Consider the following 23,748-nt stretch of genomic DNA (forward strand, 5'->3'; position numbering starts at 1 on the left):
GCAGCGGCAACCCGCTTTTTAGGTGGCTTACCTCGTCGCCGGAGGCAGCCAGGTTAAAGATGCCTCCGGCGGCCCTGCCGGGAGCTAAACTTTTAAAAAGTTTAATAAACAGGTTTTAAAAACAGATTCGGCTTAATCTGAATCAATAGCGAATGTGATTTTCCCTGAGGAACGAAGGGGAAAGCGCATTCGCAACCTGCTTTCGAGGTGGCTCACCTCGCCGCCGGAGGCATTGCTTTTGATTTTTGTTATTCCACTCGCTACAGACCCTCGGCCATGCGGGCAGCAAGCTTAGGGAGCAGATCGTTTGCCACGTCCTTGATGGCCCTTTCGGCGGCAGCCTTTCTGCTGCTCGCGCCGCCAAGGGCCGTCCCGTGGGCGGAAGCGATGATGCTGCGGCTGGCCGTGTCGTAGGCGGTCACCGACATGCGTGCGCGGTAGACAACGCCTCGGCCGCGCCTGCCGGAATACTGCACGTCGACTTTTTCAACGACGAGGATCGTTGCCTTGGACCCTGAACCGTTTGTGGGCCTGTCACTATGGTGCCCACGGCTTTGCACCTGAAACCCCTTTTTCCTGAAAAGGTCGGCACTCACCGGAGAGAGTATGGAGGTTGCATCGACACCGGCGTCGTTCTGACGGGTGTGGATCTTGAGCTGCACACAGGATGTTTCGGGCGTTCTCAACGCATAGGTAAACCGTACCGAAGGCCCGGACAAAACCCCCTCCCACGAGGGGCCGGGCTTTTCACCCAACGCGTCTTTGATGATGCGGTTCCAGTCCACGGTTACCTCAACCGGGTTGAGGGGCGTTTGGGTGGCGGTCACCTCCAGGATTCGGACGGCAGCCTTGCCGCCCGGGCCTGTGACAACGGCCTGGGCTTTACTCGTGGATCCCGGTGAAAAGGTAGCCTTTACCGGCAGGTTGGCCAGGGGCGTGGTGCCATGGACCATGGCCTTAACGCGCAATGGCTGGGCAAGGCCGCTGCCCTTTTTGGCGGTTTGCATGTCTCCGCCCAGGCCCATGAGGCTCAGGCTGCCTTTGATCTTTGCCACCTCATCGTACGGGTCGCGGGGAGGCGTCTTCTTGCCCGCCGGTGCCATGGGGTCCAGAACGGCGATCATCTGCCTGTTGTCCATGTACCTGCGGTAATGGTCCAGGGCTTTGATTCCCTTGTGCAGGGCGCCGATGGTGTTCCCTTTTTCCAACAGCTCTTTGCATTGGCGGGATAATTCAAAAACACGGGCGCTGTGACGAGTCATCTCCGATGCCAGCCGGTGGGCAGTTTCCGGTTTGTTCAGCACGGCAATGGCGTAATGGAGCTGGTCCTTTTTGCTGTAATAGCGATCGGCGATGGAGATTCCCTGGAGCAGGATGTCGACGTTTTCCGTTGAGTCGATGGCTGTCTCCGAGGTGTAGGTCTGGGGCAAAGACGCTCTGGTTTTCTGCTTTTTACGTGAGCTGAGGCTGCTCTGGATATTGACCCTCAGCTGCTTGGCCACCTCCAGGCGTGCGTTGGCATCGGCTTTCTGCACATCTGCCTGCGGGTCCCGCGATCGGGAGGAGAGGCCCACCCCCACAAGGAATTGGTCCGGTGCGTATCCGGGGTGTGTGCTGTTTGTCACCCAGGCGGGCTGCCTTGCGCTGCAGCCTGCCGCAAGGATGAGAAGGACAACAGGGATCAGTTTTTTCATGGACATGATGATCTCCGAAATGGGTGGTGGGCTTCCGAGGCAGGGTGCAAGCGCCCTTGCTGACCCGGAAGCCCAGAATACCAGTCAGCAGCGTATCAGGACGCCATGGTCACAATGGTGAGATGCGCCGTGTTGCAACGGCGCGACGATGTGACGCCCTGTTCTTTCAGCAGCCTGTCGTCCAGCCTGAACTGTTTGATTTTTTCGAGCTCCTTGAAAAATACATCGTCGGGGCTGAGGGTGCAGGCGCGCTTCAGCTGTTCCAGGGCTTTGGTGTAGTGGCCGCTGTAGCCGTAGGCCACGCCCAGGTCATAATGGGCCCGTGCTCGAAGTTTTTCATCGATGTCGGGGTTTCTCTCGGCTTCGGCAACCGCGGTTTCAAACATCTCGATGGCCGTTGCCCAGTCCCCTGTTTTGGCGAATTTAATGCCGGTCTCAAGCCAGGGGAGGTCATCGTCGTCATAGAGTTTCACGCTGTTGTAAACGGTGTAAGGCGCGATCATTCTCATGAACTTGCCGATCAATTTATCCTGCAAAGAGGTGAACACCTTCTCTTTGTCCCAGGTGACCTCTGGCCTTTCTTCCCGTCGCGACTTGGATTTGGACTTGGTCTCGTCAATTACTTTGGTTGCGATGATCTCACCGGTGGAGGTGTCCACCATTTTAAAGCCCACCTTGAGATGCCAGTTGCCCTTTACCTTGTAGCGGCGGCATGAATATTTTTTCCCGTCCTCACGGCAGGTTGCCTTGGAAGAGCTTCGTTTCTGGGTGTATTTCCGTTTGTACACCTGCCCGAAGATCAACGCACTGCTGCCCATGACTTTACCTAACCTGACGGAGTTGTTTGGGTTGGCAATATCGGACATGGAGAGGTTTTGCTCTTTTAAGATGCGGTTCAGGTTCGTCCGGTCCAGAACATGGAACCGGTCGCTCTCGAAGAGCTGTTGCGTCAGGGTGTCGCTGATTTCGCGGCCATGGGTCCCCTTAAAGGGAAAGACCGTGACATTCTTGTACGATGAAAGGTTTATCTCTGCAGGCTTCAGGCGCGGCACTTTCAGCTTGGATGCACAGGATGTCATCAGGATACAAATGAAAAAACAGGAAAATACAGAAATGGCGCACTTTTTGGTAAAACAAAATCTCATATGATCCCCTCGGATTCGATGCAATAAGGAACAACACAATGTCAACCCAGAATCGAAGGGTACTACTATAGCCCAATATATTTAGTCAATTTGTTTCTAAAAATTGTGACTGGCTGGTAGGTGTGGGACAAGGTCGTCCGGAAGGGGATGGGGCGACTGGTTTTCGGAAGGGCAATGGGTGGGTGTGCTGGACGCATCGCGGTTGTTTTCGGAATCGGGCACGGCAGGCTGCTGAAGCCAATGCGCTGTGCCCGATGTCTACGATGGAATCAGGATGGGCTTTTAATGAGTACTTTTTTTGAAAAACCCTGTTTGATATCTACGAGGCTGATGTGGAAGTCGCTGTACTCTGCCTTCAGGGCTCCCTTTATCGCTATAATTTGAACAGGAATCATGGAGGCCCAAATGATAAATGGGCGAAATTTTGCCGTAATGGAACGTTCGTGTAACATGATGGCTCCACCGACATCAATGAGGGCGAAGAAAATGCCTACTATGATTCCGATGAGAACAGAGAAGGCAATGGTTCTCCAAAGGAAGCTGAACCAGACTTTAATTGCTACTTTCCACGATACATCCACTGCGGTTACCTCCATAACATTGAAATGGTTTTCTGAATGCTTGCTGGATAATGCTGAAGCGCTTAGCTGTGAACAGTGTTGGGGCTATGCCCATGGGGTTGAATTGAGACGTTCGCTGGGTGGTCATTTCTATGTGTATGATGAATCACTTTTTGAGATATTTATACTTTTTAAAAGAAAAGTAAATAAAAAAATGAGGTGTGTATCTGTGATTGCTTTTTCGCGAGTGCAGAGGCGGGGTACACATACTTTCAGATGTATAGATCGGTAAATTGCCATAATGGCAATTTGATTTAAGTTATTTTTGTGTGGGGTGTATTTTCTTTGCGACAACAGAATAGGAATGCCAGTGCTTATCGCCTGCCGTGGCTGTGGGCCCCATTTCATCCCGTTCATGGAAGTGTTCCATCTCAAAGCCGTAAAACATGCCGTAGACCTGATCCACGCTCAGGAAGGTCATGGCTTTATTGGCCGACCATTCATCGCGGTCACCGAAAAGTGTCCCGGCAAACCGACCACCAGGCTGGATGGAACTGGCAACAATCTTCCAGAGGGTATGGAATGCCTCCGGTCTGCAAAATGGGAGGGATAAGCTGGCGTTTACCAGCAAAGCGGTTGGCAAAGACTGAATTTCCTCAAACAGCGACACGCGGGTTTTCAGGTGGTTCGCATGGGGAGCGGCTTTTTCCTCAACCGCGCGTATGGCTTCCGGTTCCTTGTCGACTGCAAAGACGGACCATCCCGCAGTCAGAAGGCTCAGGCAATCACCCCCGGCACCACACCCAAGGTCCACAGCGATTTTTTCTGCGCCATGGAAGGGCTCATGGTCAAAAAAAGACAGCGCTTTTACAAGCGTTGGCCTGGGAGGTATGTCGTTTGTCTTGTGGCAGTATGTTTTCCAACTGAGATCGTTCACTTGTACCCCTCCCGTTGAGGCGTCACTGTGCTTGATATCCGCCTGGGACGATGGGCTATTTTTGTTACCCAAAGGCGGTGCGTACATGACGGTAAAACGGTCTATGGGGTTATGTCCACAGGAAAATCCCACGATTTTTGGGGATAGCTGGCAGGTATGGCCGGTGCGGGGTGCGGAAGGGGTTTGTGATAGGGGGACTTTGAGTGGGTGGGCAGACGAGATGTTTCCCAAAGGCTGCCCATCCACGCGGCACCAGAGGGTTGGACGCCTCTGGGAAATGGTCGTGTCTGATACTCTGTTACTTATCAGCCAACTCAAGGGCCTGTTTAAATGTTGTTGAAAGCCTTTTATTTATAACGTGATGGGGTTTGATACTTTTACCGTAATGTAACTCCGCCAAAAGGACAATGTCGTTGTACGCCACCTTGACTCCGTCTTTTTCCGTTTCATACACAAGAATTTTCTGGCAAAAAGCATCAAGCCCCAGCTTTGGAAACTTCGCCATTGCCGCACCACCCGCAGCGGGACCGCCGAAAAGGAGGAGCTTCATTTTGGGTAGCTCGTCACCGATGCTTTTTGCGTCTTCATCATAATTGATCGTGGAAAACCACAGGGTGTCCCCTTCGGCCATGATACTGTTTTTCAGCCGTTCAATGGTCTCTTCGAGAAGAAACGGGGAGGATAGATAATTGATCCCGTATTCAAGGGTAACACCCTTTCCGTTAACCATGGAGACAACGTCCGGCGGCAGCTTTTTCAAAGGAGTTGTGAACGCTTGTGTATACTCATCCAAACTCACCGAGGCATCCAGCCCGTGTCTTTTCCTTAAAAAATCAGCGGAAGCATAAAGAACGTTTGCTGTCTGTCCCTGCATCTCGTCGCTGTATACAAGAATGCGAAATGGAAGGTCCAACCCGATAAGGGGGGAGTGTTTGAGTAAGGGGGTATTTACCTTTGGGTCATTGTAGATGGTGACCTGGGACGCAGGCATGTCAACCCCTTGTTCTTCTGCAAGGCGGGCATGATCAATCATCAGGACAATCTCTTTTTCAGGGATTTTTTCACCAATGGCCTGGCTGTACTTGTCAACACTACTGAATCGGGTTTGGGGCTCGCTGTCTGATTGACACCCGATAAAAACCGAAGGTGTCACACCAAAGAGAAGTACGACAAGCCAGGTGATTGCTGCCGGATATTTCATGTTACCTCCTCGGGGGTGGCCACTTGCGAGTGAATATCAGCCATAATGAGGCGAATATATTTTATGAACTCAGCGCACGATACCGACACACCATCCCTGATGGATCAGGGGTGCTCTTTGATCCAGCTAAGGACCATTTTTTGAAACTCCTCGTGAGCATCCTGATACGAAAAATGGCCGCAGTTGCTGAATACATGAAGCGTGCTGTTTGGAAGTCTTTTGTGGAGGCGTTCTCCATTGTCGAGTTTGAGCAGTTCATCGTTTTCTCCCCAGAAAATCAGGGTGGGAACCTGAATGCCTTCAAGGAGAGGGTCCACTTGTGCCAAGCTTTGGGGGTACCCTTCGAACCACTTCAAGATGATGTCCATCCGTTTTGCGTAGGCGTTTTTATAATCGGAGATTTCTTCTGTATTCGGTACGTAATTTACGTACCCGACCCGGTTGCCTGCCTCAACCAGGGCACCGCCACCGGCAATGGTCATGATACGGCGCCAAAACGCAGAGTACACCATTTTGTCGATGATGCTTCCATTAGACGACGGCTCGATTGCCGGGCCGTCTCCCACCAGAATGCTTTTTACCTTAGCTGTGTTTCCATTGCCTGCCCCCACATGGTAGAGGATGGTCGGCATGCCGATATCCGGGCCCAAAAGGTGGGCACCCTCAATCTCGAAGTGTTCTAAAAAGGCACCCAGAAATTCCCCTTGAGCTTTGAAGTTCATGTACTCTGTGCCCCCTTCACTATGCCCGAACCCAGGGAGGTCGTAAGCGAAGAGGTTTGTGTGCTCGGCAAGCCCTTCCCATATGGGAGCGTAGGCCTGTATGCTTTGGGGAAGGGGGCAGAGAAGCACGAGGGTCGGCTTCCCTTCAGCCGGTGAGTGGGCGTAACGTACGGTGGTTCCGTTTAATTTGACGGATTTCAGCGGAAGTGGGTATAGGGTCGGAAACGTCGGTTTGGACGGTTGATAACCAGATGTGGCTCTCAGGCGCCTGAGGTGTGAAGATTCCGGGGTTACCATCATGAGGGCTGATGCATTTATACGGTCCATTGTGGAAATTGTCGTCAGTGGCTGCGTTTTCAAATGGTCATTCATTATTTATCTCCTAAATAGGGAAAGCCTTTCCATGCTTAAAGGTTATAGCGATTGAGTGAAAACCTTGCCGGCACGTTCTGATCTATTCCATGTCAGACCCTATGCGGTGCAGGCCGTCGAGAAGTGGTGCCCAGAAAAAGGTAAGTGAGAAACTAAATGTACTCATTCGAATATCCCCTGGATCAGAGTCGTTGATGGTGGTTTGATAACCCAAATCCAGAACCAGATTCCGGGTGAGCTGCGTTCCAATGGTTGCACCGACACTTGAAAAATTCTCTCCATCTGTCTCGATGGGGCCTACTTCCGAGTCACCCAGCTGTAAATACGTGTAATCAAGAGACGCCCAGAGGTTGTCACTCAGGTCGTGTGTTAAGTGGGCGGCTATGCTGAAACCCGGGTCCGTGCTCTGGGTCAGGTTTCCGGTGGGGCCGTAATCGTCGTTATCGCCATACAGGATAACGGCGGGAATTATTTCAAGGGACGTTCGATGGCCAGGCCCCCAGACATCACCTATCTGGTAAATCATCGGCAGGCCGATACGCCCCCAAAAACGATTCATCCCCATGTTGATGGCTTCCCCCTTGTTGTATTCTCCCAGTGGAACGCTTAAATCTGCCAGGAAATCAACCGAAAACCCGGGGTTGTACCTGAGTGCATCAGGTAGGTTTCGTTGCGGGCCAGGCCCGATGAGGTTTATGTTGAATTCAAAAAACGGATCTCCAAATCCGTTGGCCGAAGAATCAACCTGATTTGCGGAGCCGTATGTACTCCTGAGGGAAATGTCTCCCATGGGTTGAAGGTAGGCAAATTGGGCAGAACGGCCAAACAGGGCAAAATTTCGTGCATATCCGGCAAACACAATGTTTGCATCGATATTGGCATCTGCGTTAATCGTATAGCTGGGATCCAGGGGATTGACATTGCCATCCACATTAAGACCCAGGATCGGCGTGAAATTCGTACCGATTAACGTCTTATGGTAAAACCGTGGCGGCAGCGAGACCGCAGCGGCGGTCACGGAAAAAGCCAAAAGGACTGTCAGCAGTACGCATGTAACGACCAAGTGGGAAACTCTTGTTTTTTTGTGTACGTTCATAGTCACCGTCCTTGAGTCTAATCCTTGGGGTCAGCAAGCATATCCGTTGGCGGTATGTATTGTTTTCGATACAATCCCGGGGGGTACTCGTCGTACATGGGAAACCTCAGGGGTTTGTTCCACCAGAGGCTTTCTGACAAGGCTCTATTGGGCAAGATAATATTGTTTTTAGGCATATACTCGTTTTCATATAGGGCTACCAGCTCCTTCAGCACGTTCGGCTTATCCTTTGCAAGGTCATGGCGCTCTGCCCAATCGGAGCTGAGGTCGAACAACTGCCATTCCCTTGTGCCGTATGGCCGCCAGTTATTGAGAATCTTCCAATTTCCCTTTCGAAGCCCCATGGCACCCATGATCTCCCAGCCAACCCAGTCATCGGGGCCCCTGACTGTTTTCGCGGGATCTTTGAGCATACCGAGCCAGCTCCGCCCGGATGTATCTCCGTTGGGGTAAACCTGGCCGGTCAGCTCTGTCAGTGTCAGCATGATATCGCTGACGTGCATGAAGTCATTGCGGATGCTGCCTGCTTCATGCTTGCTGTCGGGCATTTTTACAATGAGGGCATTTCGAATCCCTCCTTCAGAGGGAAAGGACTTATGTCCATAGAAGGGCGTTGTCGAAATTTGGGCCCATCCGGGACCGTATTCCGGGTAGGACCGAGGCGTGCCCAGCACGTTGATGTGGTGCTCCTGGGACCAGTTTCGTGCCCTGAAAATATTGTTACTGAGGCCAGGTGCGGTGATAGCTTCAAAGGTATTGTTGCCTTCGGGGCCGTTGTCTCCGAAAAAAATGACCACTGTGTTCTCATACTCTCCGATGTCTTTCAGGTATTGAATGACTCGGCCGATGTGATGATCCACATTGGTCATCATGCCGGCGTACAGCTCCATATGCCTTCCAAGCATGGCTTTTGTTATGGGTGCCAGGACTTCTGAATCCGGCAGGAACCAATAGCGTTCCGCCAACTCCACTCCCTCTGGCAGCAACCCCAATTCGTGCTGGGCTTTAAAGCGCTCTCTGTGAAAGTGTGTCCAGCCCTTGTCGTAGACTTCCTGATACATACTTCGCCATGGCTCGTCGACGTGATGAGGGTCATGGGGGGCTTGATACGCCAGATAGGCAAAGAACGGCTTTCCTGTTTTGCGGCCATCCTCAATAAAGGAGATCATTTTATCTGTATAGGTCTTGCTGGAATAATAACCGCGGGGAAGCTTTTTCAGGTACTTGCCGTCTTCCGTGAACATTAACTTGGGGTTGTCGGTATAGAGGTTTGTCATGTCGTAATGGCTGCCATGGCTGTCAAGCATGACGAAGTCCCTATCAAACCCGCGCGCTCTGGGTATGAGCTCAGGGAATCTGCCCAGGTCCCATTTACCGGTTACGTAAGTGGCATATCCTGCTTGCCGCATCACGTCTCCCAGCGTCTTGTACTCTTCCCTCAACCATCCCTCATAGCCGCGTCTTCCCACCTGGTTTGGGGCTGTAAAAAGGTTCATTGTCCCCGCGCCTGCGACGTGGTGGTCCACACCGGTCATCAAGGTAGCCCGGGTCGGGGTGCACATTGGGTTTGTATAAAAATTGGTAAAACGTACCCCTCCCATGGCCAGTTTATCGATATTGGGGGTTTGAATCTCACTTCCAAAGGAGCCTATATCAGCCCAGCCCATGTCATCCGTTAAAATGATCAGAATATTGGGCTGCTTTTGTTCTGCATGGGTGAAATATGGAAAAACCAGAAGTGCAAAGAAGCAAATAATCAGTAGCTGGAATGGCCTTTTATCTTGGCAGTACATAAGCAAACTCCTTGATGATGTAATTGTAAGAGTTTACGTCCCGTATAAAGTCGTAAGGGTCAGGGATGTTGCATGTGTCAGAATTCGTGGGAGACTTTGCTATCACTTTGGAAACATCTTTCCGGTACATTATTGCCTGGAAAAGTAGGCCTGTTTCCTGAAAATGGTGCGCTCATGATCATAAATGGCGTTTGGTGCATTGCCATTCGGGGGGGGACTGCAATCGCCGTTTGATGTTGTTGAGGCTCGGCAGCGACAGTCCATTCGTCCATCATTCCTGACCGCGGTTGAACGAAGGAAGTCGCCTTTGATTGCGTTGTTTTTATGGTAGTGAATTGAAAGGAGGCTTTTGGGTTTGGTCTTACACTGCAGAGGTTCCCATGTAGGGTAGGGCCGGGAGGATGGTTGGATGTATCTCGCGAAAGGAATGGTGGAAGAATGTGAAAACGGGAAATCTGCAAATATGTATCTAAAAATAAAGTATATATGAAAAGCCGTCAACCCTTTTTCTGACACTGCATGGGGCGATGTGAGCCGAGGTTAACAGGGGCGCCGTTAAAATTTTACTGCGGCTTTGTGGGTTCTTTATATTTGGAAGAAATCGTCAAATTTACGGTGTATTGACGGTTGGCTGCAGAGATTTCTCATGCTTTGAAGAACATGATATTTGAGGTTTATATCACTGTTAAGTGTGGTGGACTTCCAATTACCGGCAGGCCTGGGTGTATATGGTGTCCAGGCCCACCGGGCTTGAGGGCCCACGGGGCATCTTCTATGGGCTGTTATCAGGCCTGTTGGCCCTGGTATGCAGCGATACCCGGCCAGTTGCCTCTGTCCGTAAAGTCATTCACCCCAATTGCGGACGCATCCGGGGAGCCTTTCATCACCTCTTCCAGCAATTGAGTGCACCATTTGAATGTTTCCATGGCTTCTCCAAGGCAGTTATGGCGAAACACGGAGATGTGGGCAACGAGCCCATGGTCGGTACATGTGATTTTCATTCCGTTTGCAAAGCCTGAAATGTCCTCTTTTTCAGCGTCGATGGACAGGAGGAACAACCCATCACCGATGGCAAAGGCGGCGACACTGTAAAACGCCTCTTTTTTGCTGTTGAGGGCTTCCTTTAAGAGGCCTGTCGCCTGTTTTTCGTCTTTGTTTACCTTGATACAGATGAAGTAGGGGTCATCATAGTCATCCAGGCCGTCAATGTAGCTCTTGGCGTCCTCTGGAAGTGTGAGGGTGTCATATATATCACTGCTTAACATGCGGTATCCTTTTATGCTCTAAATCGTCTTTCAGTGGTCGTGCTTAAGGTGCTTTGCTGCAAAAACAGCCCTGCTTTAAGTGGGCTATGGGCTGAGGGGACTACCCAAGTATGTTATTTCAGTTCTTCGCTGAAGGAATGAAACCCTTTCATGTCGGACATGGTGACCGTCTGGTCGATCTCATCCAGCACCCAGCCTTCGGGGCCCCTGATGAATTTCCACAACTCGACAAACCCTTCGGGCGTATCTTTTTTGCCCGAAATCAGCTCCCCGCTGGTGGTGTCGATGGTGTAGTCGACCATGCGGCCCTTGATATGGGCCCAGAACCTGTCCCGTGAATCGTCTTTGTAGTCTGCAACTTCGACGATTTTGGCCTCTTCAAGGTTGATCCCTTCGAGGATGTTCTGCCTGTTCTGGGAAATCATCATGTCGGTCTGTGTTTTGTGCTTCAGGTAGAGCCGTTCGCTGATGTAGTCCCGGGCTACCTCCTGATCGCGCTCCATCCACGCTTGTTGAACCTTGAAAAAGGCAACCTCCACCCGTGATTTGATGTTGGACATGTCCCAGGAGGCATCATGGGCGGCGAGCTGCTCGATGAGGCCCTTGCATTGCTTGTTTTTCTTGACGAGCATGGTGGTCGTGATGCCGGAGTACATCATGAAAAATGGCGCCAAAAGAATGCCCCAGATGCTAAATCTTCCTCCACCACCGCCCCTGGAGCTGCTGAACCCACCGAATCCGCCGCCACCTCCGGCCCTTGCCATGGCCTCCTCGGGAAAAACGCCCAAAAGGAACAGGGTTCCGCATATAATCAATGCCGCCAGGATATAGTGGTGTGTTTTTATCTTAAAATTCATGGTGTCCTTGTGTTGATATGTTGTTGGCGTCAGCCTTCACAGCGACGCAAATAATCACCAATAGTCAATTCCAGCGCGACAATTGAGCACAATCAAGAGTAAAAAACAATGATAAAAATAACAAGGCAGACGCCTGGTTAGAAATGCAGGCAGGAGGTCTCAAGAAATGGCGGGCAGGGAAGGGGTGTGAAACATGGCTCTGGCCAAGGGATAAGCCCGTTCCGGTGACCGGCAGGTAGGTGGACCCTCTGGGGTTTTCCGTTGGCCAGATTTGGAAAAAAATAAGAATAGGTCTTGATTTTCTCAGGTGGGGTTACTCAACAAGGAGCCCACAAGACCAATGAAGTACGTGATGAAAATAATAATTTTTGTCGGCTTTTTGAAGTGAGGGCTTTTCCACAGCCCATAGAGCCCAAGTGGAAAGAAAAAAATCAAAAGCAGAACCACTTTCCAGTTATGATCATACCAATTGGTGCCGCTGTCGATGCTGTCTGGATGGGTCTCCGGGCCGTTTTCATGCTTTTCGGCTACCTCACGAGCCAGGCTTTCGATTTGATCCCTTGGCATGTCAACCATGTCTTCCAACACATCAATGACACTGTCGATGGACTCTTTTCGCTCATTTTCCAGTTTCTGCTGCTGATCTGTTTGTCTCACTTTTTCAATGATCTCAGCGGTAATGTCCTGGGTGTTATCTTTGCTACCAAACATAGTGAGGCTTGTCTTTCTGCTTTTTATGCACGTTGATCCTGATGACAATGTCCCTGAACGCATCACGTCAAAGGGTTGGCGGGCCTGCAGGCTACATGGACGCCATTGGATAGCCTGGATAAATCCTTACCTTTTGATCTCTATAATTGCAAGTGAGTATTCGTGGCCGTAGGCAAGCGGGTCAGGCAAACCAAGTGCATCAGGACCTGGTATCCTTTTAGCGGTCATCCTTTGTCCAGGAAGCAAGGGTGTTGCTGTAAAACATCCTGAGGACCTTGGGGGTGCCTCCAAGGGTTCTGCGCAGTTCATCAACAAACATGGCCGGGGCATACCCTTTCCGAAAGGTGGTGTTGTACCCGGTTTGGATGAGGTAACCATCTTCGTGCCTGCCGATGATCTTGTATTTGTGCTCCACTGGCCACACTCCCTGGACCGTGAGGTACGCGGTTCCGACGGTGTGAAGGCACCCCTCGATGCATCGGTAGGCTTCGGCGCGGTCTTCAGGGGGCAGGACATTGAGAACATAACTGGCGATGATGACATCGTACGTCCGTTTCAGAACGTCCCTGTTCGGGTAAAAGTTGGGATCATAGTCCGCCACGTCACGGGCTCCTGCAGCCAGCAGGTCCTTGCGGGCCATGCATTCCCGACCGGTTCCCAGGTGCAATACCGTGCGGCCCTTCACAAGGCCCTGGTCGCATAGGTATCGAAGGGGTTGAGATGATCGCCTGGAATGGTCGAGGGCCGTGAGCCTGGAAGCGGTGACCATGGGGGAGTGGGCATGGGAGGCCATGTTTGCAAGGTCTGCTGCCAGGGCCTTTTCTATGCGCTCCAGGGGGACGGACCAGTGGCCCGTTGCCGATGAAAAGGTGCATTGCCTGGCATGTGATGCATGCACCGTGTAGGTACCATCCCGTCCAGGGACGATGTTCCATCCAGCCTTGAGCATCCGCTGTGACAGTTTCATGGGTGGTGGCTGATCCTTTCCGGGCCATGTGCCAGCCCGTTGCTCCACCTCTTTACCACAGCATCTCGTGCAATAAAACCGTATGGGGACTGGCTCTATACGCTCTTTACCTTAGCTGCCTTGGCAGTCAAACAAAGAGTTCAGAGCCGCAGGCACGTTGGAGTACATGATTTTCTTCGAAAAGTGAAATGGCTTCACGTCGATTTTCGTTTCTTCGAAGATGTTTATGGATCCGGTAGGGACATATCCCTGACCATTGAATTTAAACACCCGCATGGTGGGATTCAACGTGATATACGCCTCATAGGATACCTCTGAACGATACTGTGTGTCCAAGGCAAGGATTTCATTACCGCTGTCTGCGTCGATGTCTCCATAAAACAGATACGTTATGCCTGATGAAAAGAGTTTAAATCCCTCCTTGGAGAAGGAACTTGAGCCAGGCAATGACAGAACGGGCTGAAAGGAGAAGTCCGGCAGAATCGACACAAACAGGTCTGAGGATGAGCTGAGGTGTCCGGACCCTGCCAGCACAGACCACAGGTTGACATGGATCCCCAGCCGGTATCTCAAATGGTTCCATGACGCCGTCCATCTCGGAAAAGTGGCCGGGATATTCGGTATACGATGTCAGAGACGATCGGTGATGTCCATGGAAGACAGAACGCAGGTCGTTGCAGACGTTTACGGTGGACAGGTAGACGGTATGGCCCTTGTCTTCAGGATGCGGGCCGGTCTGGGTTGCCGCATACAGTACGACCACCACATCTTCAGATACCTGGCTTTTTGCGTATATCTGAACCCTTGGATCCATTTTCCTGGCATCTGCTTGGACGATATCGCTGGAGGGCATGTTGAGTAACAGGAACGTCTCAAGGTCCGGTTCAGCAAAAACGGTGTGAACGTTCAAGACAAAGATCAGAGTGAGAATAAGTTTATTCATCATGTTTTGTGGTGTCCTGTGTGGATTATGTGGGTACTCCAGAGATATTATCTAATCCTAACATCACTCCAACTATCAGGAATCCTGGAAGGGCAGTCTTGAATGCATGGAGCGATGTCGGGACCGAATGGATTGGGATGTTCAAAGATTATTCATCTGGCCAGGAGAGAATTTTTTGTCTGATCTCATGGCATTGATCCGGACGGTTTCTTACGAAATATGCCAAATCCAAGATGGCACCACCGCAGGTCGGGCATTTTTTTAAGGTGACTTGGCCTTAGGGAAATACATCCAAGCAACCCTCACACACACGCCATTCCTGTATGTTGCAACTTTTTCCGAGTTGTATTCTTTGATGCATCCATAAATGAAGGCAAAAATTAGAATGAAGGACCCCAGCATAATGAGACAATAGCCAGTTTCTTTTGGGACCATAAACCCATATTTGTAATCCCACTCATCGAAATAGTAAATTGTCCCGAGGATGATGAAGGATAGTCCTAAAAGAAAATTTTGCATGTCTTAAATCTATGATAATTCGAGAAATGGGTGAACTCGGGTTTTTGATGGTAGGGTGCGCCGTGCGCACCGTATGGCGTTGCAATACCCTGTGATATTACATAAACCGTTGTATTCTCGATCGTGTTGTGGGGCCACATGCCGGAGGGGCGAAGGCGCCGCTCCTTGGCTTTTGACATTGTAAGAAAGATGCTGCTATGCGACTCTCTTCCAGTTATCGCGTGATCTCTCACACGTTTAGATCAAACCCCAAATCAATTTCACTTGCAGGAACACCACCACGGACGCCCCAATTACCCAGTTCAGGTTCATAAAGGACAACGACGGCATCATTGTCTTGATAACCGAGATCCTTTAACCCACTGAATATTAGCCTGTATAATGATTTCATCGCAGCAGCCGACCTGCCGGGTAGAATTGTAATTTCGATAATTGTGAATTTATTTGTTCTGTCACTTGGAATTTCAAAAAGAACCGGTATCATACTCGATAATTCTTTGTACTCTGTCTTGATCCGGAATTTTGAATGCTTCAACCAAAGATGAGTGAATGGTATTCAGCAATATTTTTTTTCAGAATCAGATCTCCCCTTTAGGATGCTGATTTTTACTAAGGGCACTTTATTGAATCCTTACATGAAATATGCGCTACCAACCTGCTTTAGCGAAATAATGGCCGACAGTACAACCGTGAGGATGGCTGTCGAGAACAAGAGAGATATTCCCAGGGCTTTCCAGTTTGATGCAAACTTACCGCCACGCATGGCGTGCGCTTCTATATCTTCAAGCTGGTTTTGTTTTGCGTATAGAAATGTACCTATCGCCAACGGTACTAATATGGAAGACGCTGAAATGTTCAATTCCTCGGTAATGAGAGCCGCGGCTATTGGAAATAGAACCCACGCTATTGTTATATAGAGCAGCGCTTTCCGAGCTTCGGATCTTTTCCCTAATTTTTTGTAGTTTTGTGACATTAAAAAGCCCCCGGCAATGGGAGACCCGAGACAGATAGCGATTCCTATTCCGGATATTTTATAAAGTTTATATCCGTTAGGTCCATTTTGAGACTTGGAACCAATTACTGGGTCGAAAGCGTTTCTGGTCTGATTCAAAAATTGCTCTCCTTTTCAGGTATGAACCTTGAGAAAAATCACTGAATCTTTTTTGGACGTATAGTGCGCGGTGCCAACTGATTTGTATCTCTAAGAACTATTTATGAGTTTTGAGCAAAAGATCAAAATTGTCATTCACGTTTGATTTAATGATCTTAGCTATTGCTGTTTAAATTGCATACTAGCATAGTTGTTGCGCTTGATACAAGTGCTCCTTTGCGCGCAAATATTTTGTCGTCATATTTTTGATTTGGTCTTCTGTGGAAATACTTGAGAGGCAGGGGATGTATCTACCCTTGTAGAGTATTCCATTTTGGTCGAGATATACATACATCAAAGCGGTAATGGTCAATACCCCCGCCGAACAGCAAAGCGACCACTTTTCACGTTGACTGGTAGGCTACAGAGACGCAAGCGAGGGAGGCGTAGTCCTATTATACACTGTTAAGGACGACAAAATGGGTCAGCATGAGGTAGGTCGGGTCTGCTCAATTTATAGAAAGTGGTGTTAACCACATGGCTCATGGCAAATGCCGTGCATAACCCAGGGAGAATGAGTACGATAGACAGCCCCTAATCGGATTCGATTGCATTTGTTCCATGTGCAATGAAAAAACGCCAGTTGGGTACTTTTTTCTTTTATAATGTATGGGCGCCCATAATTAAGCAGTATTATCATAACAACTACGCCATATCAGCATACTTAGGGAATAATCCGTCCTCTTGTGCTTTTTTAATGATTCTCCTGACATCTATTTCGCTGAGCCCAACTTTATTGCTAATAACCATCGTGTTTATTTCGATATTGTGGCGGTACATTGAAAGGGCCTCATTTAGTACGTTATTTGTCTTTTTTCGTGTGGAATATTTGAAATAAACCAGGCAGGATCCTGTCATCAGGATAACAAATGAGAATGCGACCCCAAATGGGTCTAAAAAACCGGTTATCAGGAAATTTTCAATTTCTACGGAAAAGCCAAGAAGGCCAAAGCATACAATAAATAGCCCTGAAATTATTTGTACCATATGTCGCCTTTTGTTCAAGAAACCTTATATATAATCGAGTGGTTAACCTGCCAGCAGAATGGTTTGGTACCAGTATCTGTTAAGGGCTCTTTTCATTGCCTGTGGGCTTCAGGGTAATGAAATCGGTTGGTTCCAAATGAAATACGAAACGGTCCTGCTTTCAATATTTGAGGGGACTTCTTTGATGTAAGAAGCGCCCATTTTTTTATAGAAATTTCTTGAATTGGGATCTGCAAGAATTTGAATTTGTGCCCACTTTTGTGTCTGGGACTGTCCTGCAAGATGACCCATCAGTGACCTTCCGTAGCCCATGCCAATGTATTCAGGTCTAATAAAAACATGATCCAGCCATGTTCCAGGTCGCATGGTGAACTCTGAAAGAGTGATTTCAGTCTGAAGCTTGATAACAGAATAGAATCCCCTGATACCAGAGTCTTCAATAACGAAGACATGATTTTTTTGTACGTACTCAGGTGTAATCGTTAGCTCTGCGTTCCATATATCAAAATAATGGTCAGGGTAATTCCAGTGTTTTTTTGACATAAATGAAATGTCGGTTAACTCATTCGAATCATCTGGGGTTGCTTTACGTATAGTCATTGTAGGCCTAATCTTAGCAGTCTCGATATTAATTCTTTAAGCGTACATAGTTGCTCGATGGCAAGTGCTTGAAATGTCACGGTTTGCCCTCGTATTAGGTGTAGGTGCGAATAACGATAAACCTCAAAACTACGAAACGTAGCCTGGTCCATGTGCAAGGGGCTTTTTTAAAAAAAGTGTTTCGGTAAGGGCAATAGGGGAATGCTGAATTCGGATATGCCTGTTGAGATACAGTACTTCATAACAATAAGTTTTCAATTCATCAAATGGCTTTCAGTGAAAAAAATTATTGCTATAAAAAACATAATACAAAGAGTGAGTAAGCATATTTCAAATACAGCAACTCACCCGGTATGGCTACAAAAACCAACTGCTTCCAACGCGACCCCCTTTTCCTTTAATCCCACCAATTGAATAATCCCTCACCCAGGGTTTTCGGCTTCCAGTGTTTGATATCGTAGTCATGCAGATATGGCCTGCTTGAGAACGGACCATCAAGTTCCTTTTTTACCAATACCTCGATACCATAGCTTTCACGGAGACTGCTTGCCAGGCCAGAATGATCAGTGAATTCGAGCCCCCATGTCATGGGGTGGAACGTCTTAGCAAATGCCCAGTCATCATTGATTGAGCACAACACAAATAGTGTGAGGCCATGTGGATGACTTAGTTGACACGCGTGGAAGTTGGGAGTGATGCTGGCCTCATGGAATGTGCCAACTGTCATGCCCTGCGCTTGGGCAATGCTGTAAATAACCTTTTTGAAGTTCGGCATGTTCATGATGGTTAGCTGATAATACTGGAATTCACCGGGTGTGCGACGAGGACCGACAACGGTGAATAAGTTAACCTATTTGAGAGCCGGAAGCTCTTGAAAACGTCCAGCTGTTCCCGTCCGGTGCAATGACTTGTGTACGCCCGGCATGGGGGCAATTTTATGCGGTGACCCGGAAGCTTAACCGAGAAGTCCTCTGTGAGTGAATCATTCTGATCAAACAACGGTTTAGCATAAGCACTAGTCTAAGGCAAGGGAGGCGTCCTGTGGTTCCGTCTGGAGGAGATGGAGCAGAGCAGAATCACGAGCATCAGCGAGAATGACCGGAGGGAGTGGTCACTCCATGGCAAATTTACGAGCCGACGAACAGATAAACCGACAGGAGCAAGGGGGGGGGGCGTATTGATTCGGGCCCGAAGGGTGGGAAGCAGGGCGTTCTGAGTCACCAGCTCACAAGAGCAAGTCTCTGGATGAGTCAGCACAACATGATGAAGTCCAGGATTCGAATAGATATGGTAAATGCTGCGGTTGTGGAAAGAAAGATCGCGTTCTTATACCCCACAAGGGGCACTCAAAAGAGTTCGGGAAGGCCTGTTCGACTTTGCGGTCAGATGGCAGCGCAGGATGTGGCAACACAGCAAGTGTTGGAGCAGGAGTCAGCAGAGGCCATGGGAGGTGTAGGACCGCTTCATGGACGGAGTTCCGTTTGGAAACGATCCGTGAGACACCCCGAGGTAATCGCTGAATGTTTCAGAAGATCCTACATATGCCCAACAACCTCAACAATTTCAACAATCAATACAAGTAGCCAGGCAAAAATAGCCAAGCCTGTAGCTGCTGCTGCGATATCTTTGATGATCCCGATTTTGTCATGATACTCGGGATGGATGAAATCACAAATGGCTTCTATGCTGGTATTGAACATCTCTGCACTCAACATAAATACCGTAGCCAATACAATAATAGACGCATCTAAGGCACCATTGTAAATCACAACAGGTATTAAAATGACAACCGAAATCATAAACTTGTGCAAAACAGAAAAATCAGATGCAGAATAACGCAAACCTTGCATAATCACCTTGAACTTACGAAGAGGATTATATCCCTCCTCACCTGTGCCTAACAGCTTATTTTTCATCTGAGAACCCCCAAGTTTATGAGATATATAACGATGCCAGTCCATATTGATGCTACCAATACGCCTGCTATCACATCACTGGGGAAATGAACTTGAAGATACATCCTGGAGATCCCAACCATGACAGCAAAGCTTAAAAACAGTGATGCGAAAGACGTTTTAAAAGAGGTGTCCAGTGAGTAAACTAATAGTGACAACATCAATGCAAAGGCAAAAGCCTGTGTCGTATGCGCACTTGGATATGAAGAATCATAAGGCATAGTCGTCATGTTTTCAAATAGTTCAGGCCTTGGCCGCTCTATGAGGGACTTCATGATATAAGTCGTGGATACTGCGCCTATAAAGCCTATATTGAACACAATGGAAGCCATGCGATAACCATAAAATATCAACCCTATTGTTATGCCAGCCAATGTGGGCAACAAAATCCAAAGTGATCCAAGCCAAGTAATAAGAATAAAAAACAAGTTTAGAGTCAAACTCTCTATAGAATCAAACCATGCAAGAATCTTTTCATCAAATCCTGTAGTAATATTTTTATTTACTATAATTGTGAGTATAATTATAAAAAACACGTTTATAATAATAAAAAAATGCATTTTATGCCTTTGTGGATACCCCACCGACTGTAGTCGGTGGCTTAGGGTTGCAACCATCCGGACCACTACAGGCACTTCGTAACATGAAAATCATCGTCCGGTTCAGCTGGTGTCTGATGCTTGACGTACACCTGGGCGTGGTTTTGGTTGATTGAACCCTCGTAGATCAGGCTGAGAGTGCCGTCGGTGTTGCCCAAGACCGTTTCCATGGTGACATACGTCTGCTATTTCAGAATATAATCTTGTCTTGGTGGGGGTGTAAAGTTCTGAATTTATGTGTTTTATAAGCTTGCAATGCTGATGCATGGTTTGTGTAGAGGCGGTTCAATGCCCGCCTCACAAACACAATTAGGATTGGTATCAATTTTCTCAGCAGAAAACGCTGATCGGATGGCAAGAATGTCAAATATGTAGGTTCGCCCCTTTTCTGCTTGAACCCGGTTGGCGAGAAAACGTTTCTGTATCACCATGTTATGCTTCTTAGAACACGCTGGGCTTCTTCAATGATTTCTTCCCACTGAAGATTTATATGCATTTCAGGCAGTGTTTCGGGGAGTTCATCAATACGAGATTCATAAAAAGTGTTGAAAGAATCTAAAATCTGTTGTTCATCATCTGAAAAAGCCTCTTGATGTAACTTTGACTGTGGATGATAAAGGTCATCAAACCACGTGCAAATCAATTCGGCAGGTACATTTGCAATAGGTACCTCTTTTTCATATTTAATCTGTTCTTCTTTTGAAGAAATCAAATCAAGAATTTCTTTAATGTTTTTTCGAATTGAATTCATTGTATGTGCCTGAACGCAGCGCATGTGTTGCCGCTGAACAAATCGAGGGCACTGGCGCGGAGCGCCAGCGGTCCCTTACTATGCGTTTGTTAGGTCTCTGTAATTTTGAAAGATACGTCTCTATAAGGGGCGGAAATTATTAATCCTGTTTTAAGGCATTGACCAGTGACAAATGATAAACTGGTTTTCGAATATGGCTCACTTGGGTTTGTAAATTCCCGGAAGACAAACTCATTATCATCATTAAACTTATCTGTTTTCCATACTATCATGTTTGATAATCCATTATCTGACTTATCGTCTGTACCAATAAGAACTTTTACATCATGAGGAATTACCAAAATGATCTTACTTTTGGTCTCCTCGTTGTAAAAGGCATACCGACCAAAGTCTTTATCGAGTGGGATGCAAACCAAATTGGCAAATAGAGTTTCTGTAATATCATCCCATTCATCATCTCCAGGTGATATATTGGCGACCCTTAGATTGTCCCATATCGAATCAATGGCATTTCTAAAGTTATCAAGTGCTTTGTTTATATCCATCTTGTGGCCTAACGAGCCTTGGAGATTAATTCTTTTTTCAGAATATCTTTCCAAGCTTATTTCAAAGAAAGTTTTTTCGCATTCATCACAATTCAGTCAACGAAAATATTCACGCCACATTTTGGTCATCGATACGACAGCCGCGAGCTTTTCGATCAGACTCATCAGGCATAGTGCCTCAAGCTTCCTATTTTGTCGGCAATTGCAAAGAGCATCCACTGCGTATCAACCTGACCTCTCCTAAATCTGGGTAAATCGATTCAATTTGAGGGGGCTCCTGATGTTACCGAAGACCGGTTCTATGGTGTATAGACGCCTGCTGTACCAAAACCTGCTTTTTGGTGTTTCTGAGAGCTGAATCATTCGACTTATTGGCATATTCCGTGGACATAAAGAGCTACTAAAAGAATCAAAATATCAGATGTATAGGTTCAGAGGCTTCGTTTGTTTCTGTCGTATTTACTGGTTTGATCTGAGAGTTATGCTGGATAGGAAATAATTTAGATCTTTCAAAGCTGTCTCATAGCATGTAAGTGGTGATAAAATCAAAACATAAGATATGTATTTGTCGTTTTTGTTGTGATCAATAAAAGACGCATATCCTAAACTAAAAAATGACTCAAACGACATGGCTTGGATGATACCTGCAATTAAGTTGAATGGTTCAACTTGTATAGGTGTTATGCTAACAGTAGTAATCCAATCCTTTTGTTCATGCTCCCAATAAAATTCATTAAAGACTTTGGTCGGGTTTTGATGCTGGTCATAATTGTCAATAAAAGAAGTGAGTTGATTGCTGTAGGATACATCTTTTTGTATGTTTATCTCAGCAATAATACTGATTCTGGTATTTTTATTGTAAAGGACTATTGCGTGGTCTTCACTCTGTGCTTGGGCCAAATCTTTTAAACCACCTGGTGCATTGTAGGGGGTGTAAAGTTTGTAACCTTCTGGAGCCCGGAAAGAGGCATTGTTCTCTATGTCTTTGTATGAATTATCTGTATGATCCCACTTAATGTTTTGAGATGTAGCACAAGCAGACAAAGCTGAACAAATAAAGATAACAAATAAGTTTTTTATACTTCGCATTTTTTCCCACTGACCGTCTGTACTTAGTGAAATATTGATTGGGTCACTTTTTCGAGCCCGGACCCCTTTACATCGGTCTATCCCATCTGGAAAACCGATTCAATTAAAGAAAACTTCAGTATGGTTTTCATGCAGCTGTTGCCGCAGGAGCTGTATTTTATCAGATCAAATCTGTTTCAGAATCAAAAATGTCAAAGGTGTAGGCTTGACTTGCCCCTTCATCCTGACCACGAAACGGAAAAGTTAAGGTGGGAAAAATCTCCTTTTTGGGGCTTACTCGCAGCTACCTCAAACGACAGGGAGCCCTGCTGTCAAGGCAGCGAAATTCGGCTTGTCCTTTATTGCAAGGCGAGCTGTCGTATCCTGAGGCTTGGAGTTTTACCCTTACCACGAGTTTTATGAGCACCTCATTGAGGCGCAAAATGACTCGTCCGGTATATGTTTGTCCCGTTTGGAGGACTCTCCCTTCTTGGAACTACAGGATTTTAACTATAGCAATTCTGGCAAAAAGTACAATATAGGAAAGTGGCCAGAATAGAAACATGCTCAGCTTTCCTCGAGATACATTTTCTAATGTGTTGTAGACGGGATGCCAATCAATAAGCCTTCGTAAAACAATTCGATTCATAACAAAACCAGAGGCCAAATAAAGCAATAAGAAGAATGAAGAATCTAAGTTGGAAAATGTAACTATTAATAGTGCTGTATATATTCCTAATGCTGAAAATATTGACATGGTTTTTTGTTCTTCTTGTACATCAAAATCACTCATTAATTACTCCTTTACTGTGAACGCTAAAACGAAAATCAATTATTACGATGAGCTTTTTGATATTAGGCTTGAAAAAGCTCTATTATGGATATTTCGATTTTTGGAATCCTAAGAAGTCTCTAAAATAACACCATTTCCATAAATGCCTCTTCGGCTGATTTTAAAGAAATCCTTCAGGCAAATGCCACAACTTTCACCATATCTGATCTATATAGAACCTGGTTTTTCAGGCTATATTCCCTTTTGTTGTTATCGATGTGACTGTCTGGAGCTTTTCGACCAGACCCATCACGCTCTACACCAAGCATAGCGAGCCGAATTCCCTATGTTGTGAACCATTGCAAATAGTTTGCATTGTAGTCCAATCTTGGCCCGGTTATTTAAAGTAAGCCGATTTAACGCTTTAAGTGCCTGATATTGCAGAAAAAATTAGTTTAATGGTGCCCATTCGTCTGCTGTTCCAGAACTTGTTTTGAATGTGCCAAAGCACTACAATTCTATAGTTACAGAAGTCTTCG

The 23,748-nt window shown here is 47.4% G+C and carries 24 protein-coding genes; all 24 read right to left on the reverse strand.

All coding sequences use genetic code 11. From position 1 onward, the window contains the following. Positions 1 to 260: 260 nt before the first annotated feature. The 24 genes from ACOYW2_RS04345 to ACOYW2_RS04460 all read right to left on the reverse strand — a co-directional run bounded on the left by ACOYW2_RS04345 (position 261) and on the right by ACOYW2_RS04460 (position 23,230). The gene (locus ACOYW2_RS04345; protein WP_482769525.1) at positions 261 to 1,694 is read right to left on the reverse strand and encodes a hypothetical protein; all 1,434 of its coding nucleotides are present in this window, start codon (positions 1,692 to 1,694) and stop codon (positions 261 to 263) included. Between the two features lie 95 nt (positions 1,695 to 1,789). After that, positions 1,790 to 2,773 (reverse strand): CsgG/HfaB family protein, encoded by a 984-nt coding sequence (locus ACOYW2_RS04350; protein ID WP_482769526.1) that lies wholly within the window; start codon positions 2,771 to 2,773, stop codon positions 1,790 to 1,792. 335 nt (positions 2,774 to 3,108) lie between these two features. After that, positions 3,109 to 3,420 carry a hypothetical protein gene (locus tag ACOYW2_RS04355; protein WP_482769527.1) on the reverse strand — a complete coding sequence of 104 codons (312 nt, stop codon included), beginning with the start codon at positions 3,418 to 3,420 and terminating at the stop codon, positions 3,109 to 3,111. 298 nt (positions 3,421 to 3,718) lie between these two features. Next, entirely contained in the window at positions 3,719 to 4,336 is a 618-nt protein-coding gene (locus ACOYW2_RS04360) for a class I SAM-dependent methyltransferase (protein ID WP_482769528.1), read from the reverse strand. Positions 4,337 to 4,634: 298 nt separating this feature from the next. Further along, positions 4,635 to 5,537, reverse strand: a complete 903-nt coding sequence (locus ACOYW2_RS04365; protein ID WP_482769529.1) for a DUF302 domain-containing protein — start codon at positions 5,535 to 5,537, stop codon at positions 4,635 to 4,637. 104 nt (positions 5,538 to 5,641) lie between these two features. After that, positions 5,642 to 6,631 carry an alpha/beta fold hydrolase gene (locus ACOYW2_RS04370; RefSeq protein ID WP_482769530.1) on the reverse strand — a complete coding sequence of 330 codons (990 nt, stop codon included), beginning with the start codon at positions 6,629 to 6,631 and terminating at the stop codon, positions 5,642 to 5,644. Positions 6,632 to 6,713: 82 nt separating this feature from the next. Next, a complete protein-coding gene (locus ACOYW2_RS04375; protein ID WP_482769531.1) occupies positions 6,714 to 7,727 on the reverse strand; it encodes a transporter in 1,014 nt (337 codons plus the stop codon). Between the two features lie 17 nt (positions 7,728 to 7,744). Beyond that, positions 7,745 to 9,520, reverse strand: a complete 1,776-nt coding sequence (locus ACOYW2_RS04380) for an arylsulfatase (RefSeq protein WP_482421867.1) — start codon at positions 9,518 to 9,520, stop codon at positions 7,745 to 7,747. A gap of 785 nt (positions 9,521 to 10,305) precedes the next feature. Then, positions 10,306 to 10,785, reverse strand: a complete 480-nt coding sequence (locus ACOYW2_RS04385) for a hypothetical protein (protein ID WP_482769532.1) — start codon at positions 10,783 to 10,785, stop codon at positions 10,306 to 10,308. A 113-nt stretch (positions 10,786 to 10,898) separates the two neighbouring features. Then, the gene (locus tag ACOYW2_RS04390) at positions 10,899 to 11,642 is read right to left on the reverse strand and encodes a Tim44 domain-containing protein (RefSeq protein ID WP_482769533.1); all 744 of its coding nucleotides are present in this window, start codon (positions 11,640 to 11,642) and stop codon (positions 10,899 to 10,901) included. 303 nt (positions 11,643 to 11,945) lie between these two features. After that, positions 11,946 to 12,353, reverse strand: coding sequence for a hypothetical protein (locus tag ACOYW2_RS04395; RefSeq protein ID WP_482769534.1), 408 nt, complete (start codon positions 12,351 to 12,353; stop codon positions 11,946 to 11,948). A gap of 217 nt (positions 12,354 to 12,570) precedes the next feature. Then, positions 12,571 to 13,320, reverse strand: coding sequence for a hypothetical protein (locus tag ACOYW2_RS04400; RefSeq protein WP_482769535.1), 750 nt, complete (start codon positions 13,318 to 13,320; stop codon positions 12,571 to 12,573). A gap of 409 nt (positions 13,321 to 13,729) precedes the next feature. Beyond that, a complete protein-coding gene (locus ACOYW2_RS04405; RefSeq protein ID WP_482769536.1) occupies positions 13,730 to 14,266 on the reverse strand; it encodes a hypothetical protein in 537 nt (178 codons plus the stop codon). A 745-nt stretch (positions 14,267 to 15,011) separates the two neighbouring features. After that, positions 15,012 to 15,266 carry a tautomerase family protein gene (locus ACOYW2_RS04410; protein ID WP_482421874.1) on the reverse strand — a complete coding sequence of 85 codons (255 nt, stop codon included), beginning with the start codon at positions 15,264 to 15,266 and terminating at the stop codon, positions 15,012 to 15,014. Positions 15,267 to 15,413: 147 nt separating this feature from the next. After that, a complete protein-coding gene (locus ACOYW2_RS04415; RefSeq protein WP_482769537.1) occupies positions 15,414 to 15,893 on the reverse strand; it encodes a hypothetical protein in 480 nt (159 codons plus the stop codon). Between the two features lie 684 nt (positions 15,894 to 16,577). After that, positions 16,578 to 16,919 (reverse strand): hypothetical protein, encoded by a 342-nt coding sequence (locus ACOYW2_RS04420; RefSeq protein ID WP_482769538.1) that lies wholly within the window; start codon positions 16,917 to 16,919, stop codon positions 16,578 to 16,580. 108 nt (positions 16,920 to 17,027) lie between these two features. After that, positions 17,028 to 17,519, reverse strand: coding sequence for a GNAT family N-acetyltransferase (locus ACOYW2_RS04425; protein ID WP_482769539.1), 492 nt, complete (start codon positions 17,517 to 17,519; stop codon positions 17,028 to 17,030). Positions 17,520 to 17,916: 397 nt separating this feature from the next. Beyond that, on the reverse strand, positions 17,917 to 18,300 hold the full coding sequence (locus tag ACOYW2_RS04430; RefSeq protein ID WP_482769540.1) for a hypothetical protein: 384 nt from the start codon (positions 18,298 to 18,300) through the stop codon (positions 17,917 to 17,919). Positions 18,301 to 19,054: 754 nt separating this feature from the next. Then, entirely contained in the window at positions 19,055 to 19,435 is a 381-nt protein-coding gene (locus ACOYW2_RS04435) for a diacylglycerol kinase (protein WP_482769541.1), read from the reverse strand. After that, positions 19,432 to 20,091, reverse strand: coding sequence for a phosphatase PAP2 family protein (locus ACOYW2_RS04440; RefSeq protein ID WP_482769542.1), 660 nt, complete (start codon positions 20,089 to 20,091; stop codon positions 19,432 to 19,434). The genes ACOYW2_RS04435 and ACOYW2_RS04440 overlap by 4 nt, the downstream gene beginning before the upstream one ends. A gap of 406 nt (positions 20,092 to 20,497) precedes the next feature. Continuing rightward, positions 20,498 to 20,824: a hypothetical protein gene (locus ACOYW2_RS04445; RefSeq protein WP_482769543.1), complete on the reverse strand. Its 327-nt coding sequence runs from the start codon at positions 20,822 to 20,824 to the stop codon at positions 20,498 to 20,500. 89 nt (positions 20,825 to 20,913) lie between these two features. Continuing rightward, positions 20,914 to 21,369 carry a hypothetical protein gene (locus ACOYW2_RS04450; RefSeq protein ID WP_482769544.1) on the reverse strand — a complete coding sequence of 152 codons (456 nt, stop codon included), beginning with the start codon at positions 21,367 to 21,369 and terminating at the stop codon, positions 20,914 to 20,916. Between the two features lie 459 nt (positions 21,370 to 21,828). After that, positions 21,829 to 22,458 (reverse strand): hypothetical protein, encoded by a 630-nt coding sequence (locus ACOYW2_RS04455; protein WP_482417271.1) that lies wholly within the window; start codon positions 22,456 to 22,458, stop codon positions 21,829 to 21,831. A gap of 475 nt (positions 22,459 to 22,933) precedes the next feature. Next, on the reverse strand, positions 22,934 to 23,230 hold the full coding sequence (locus tag ACOYW2_RS04460) for a hypothetical protein (protein WP_482421882.1): 297 nt from the start codon (positions 23,228 to 23,230) through the stop codon (positions 22,934 to 22,936). Positions 23,231 to 23,748: the final 518 nt, after the last annotated feature.

Source organism: Desulfoluna sp. CLI2B (assembly GCF_056847375.1).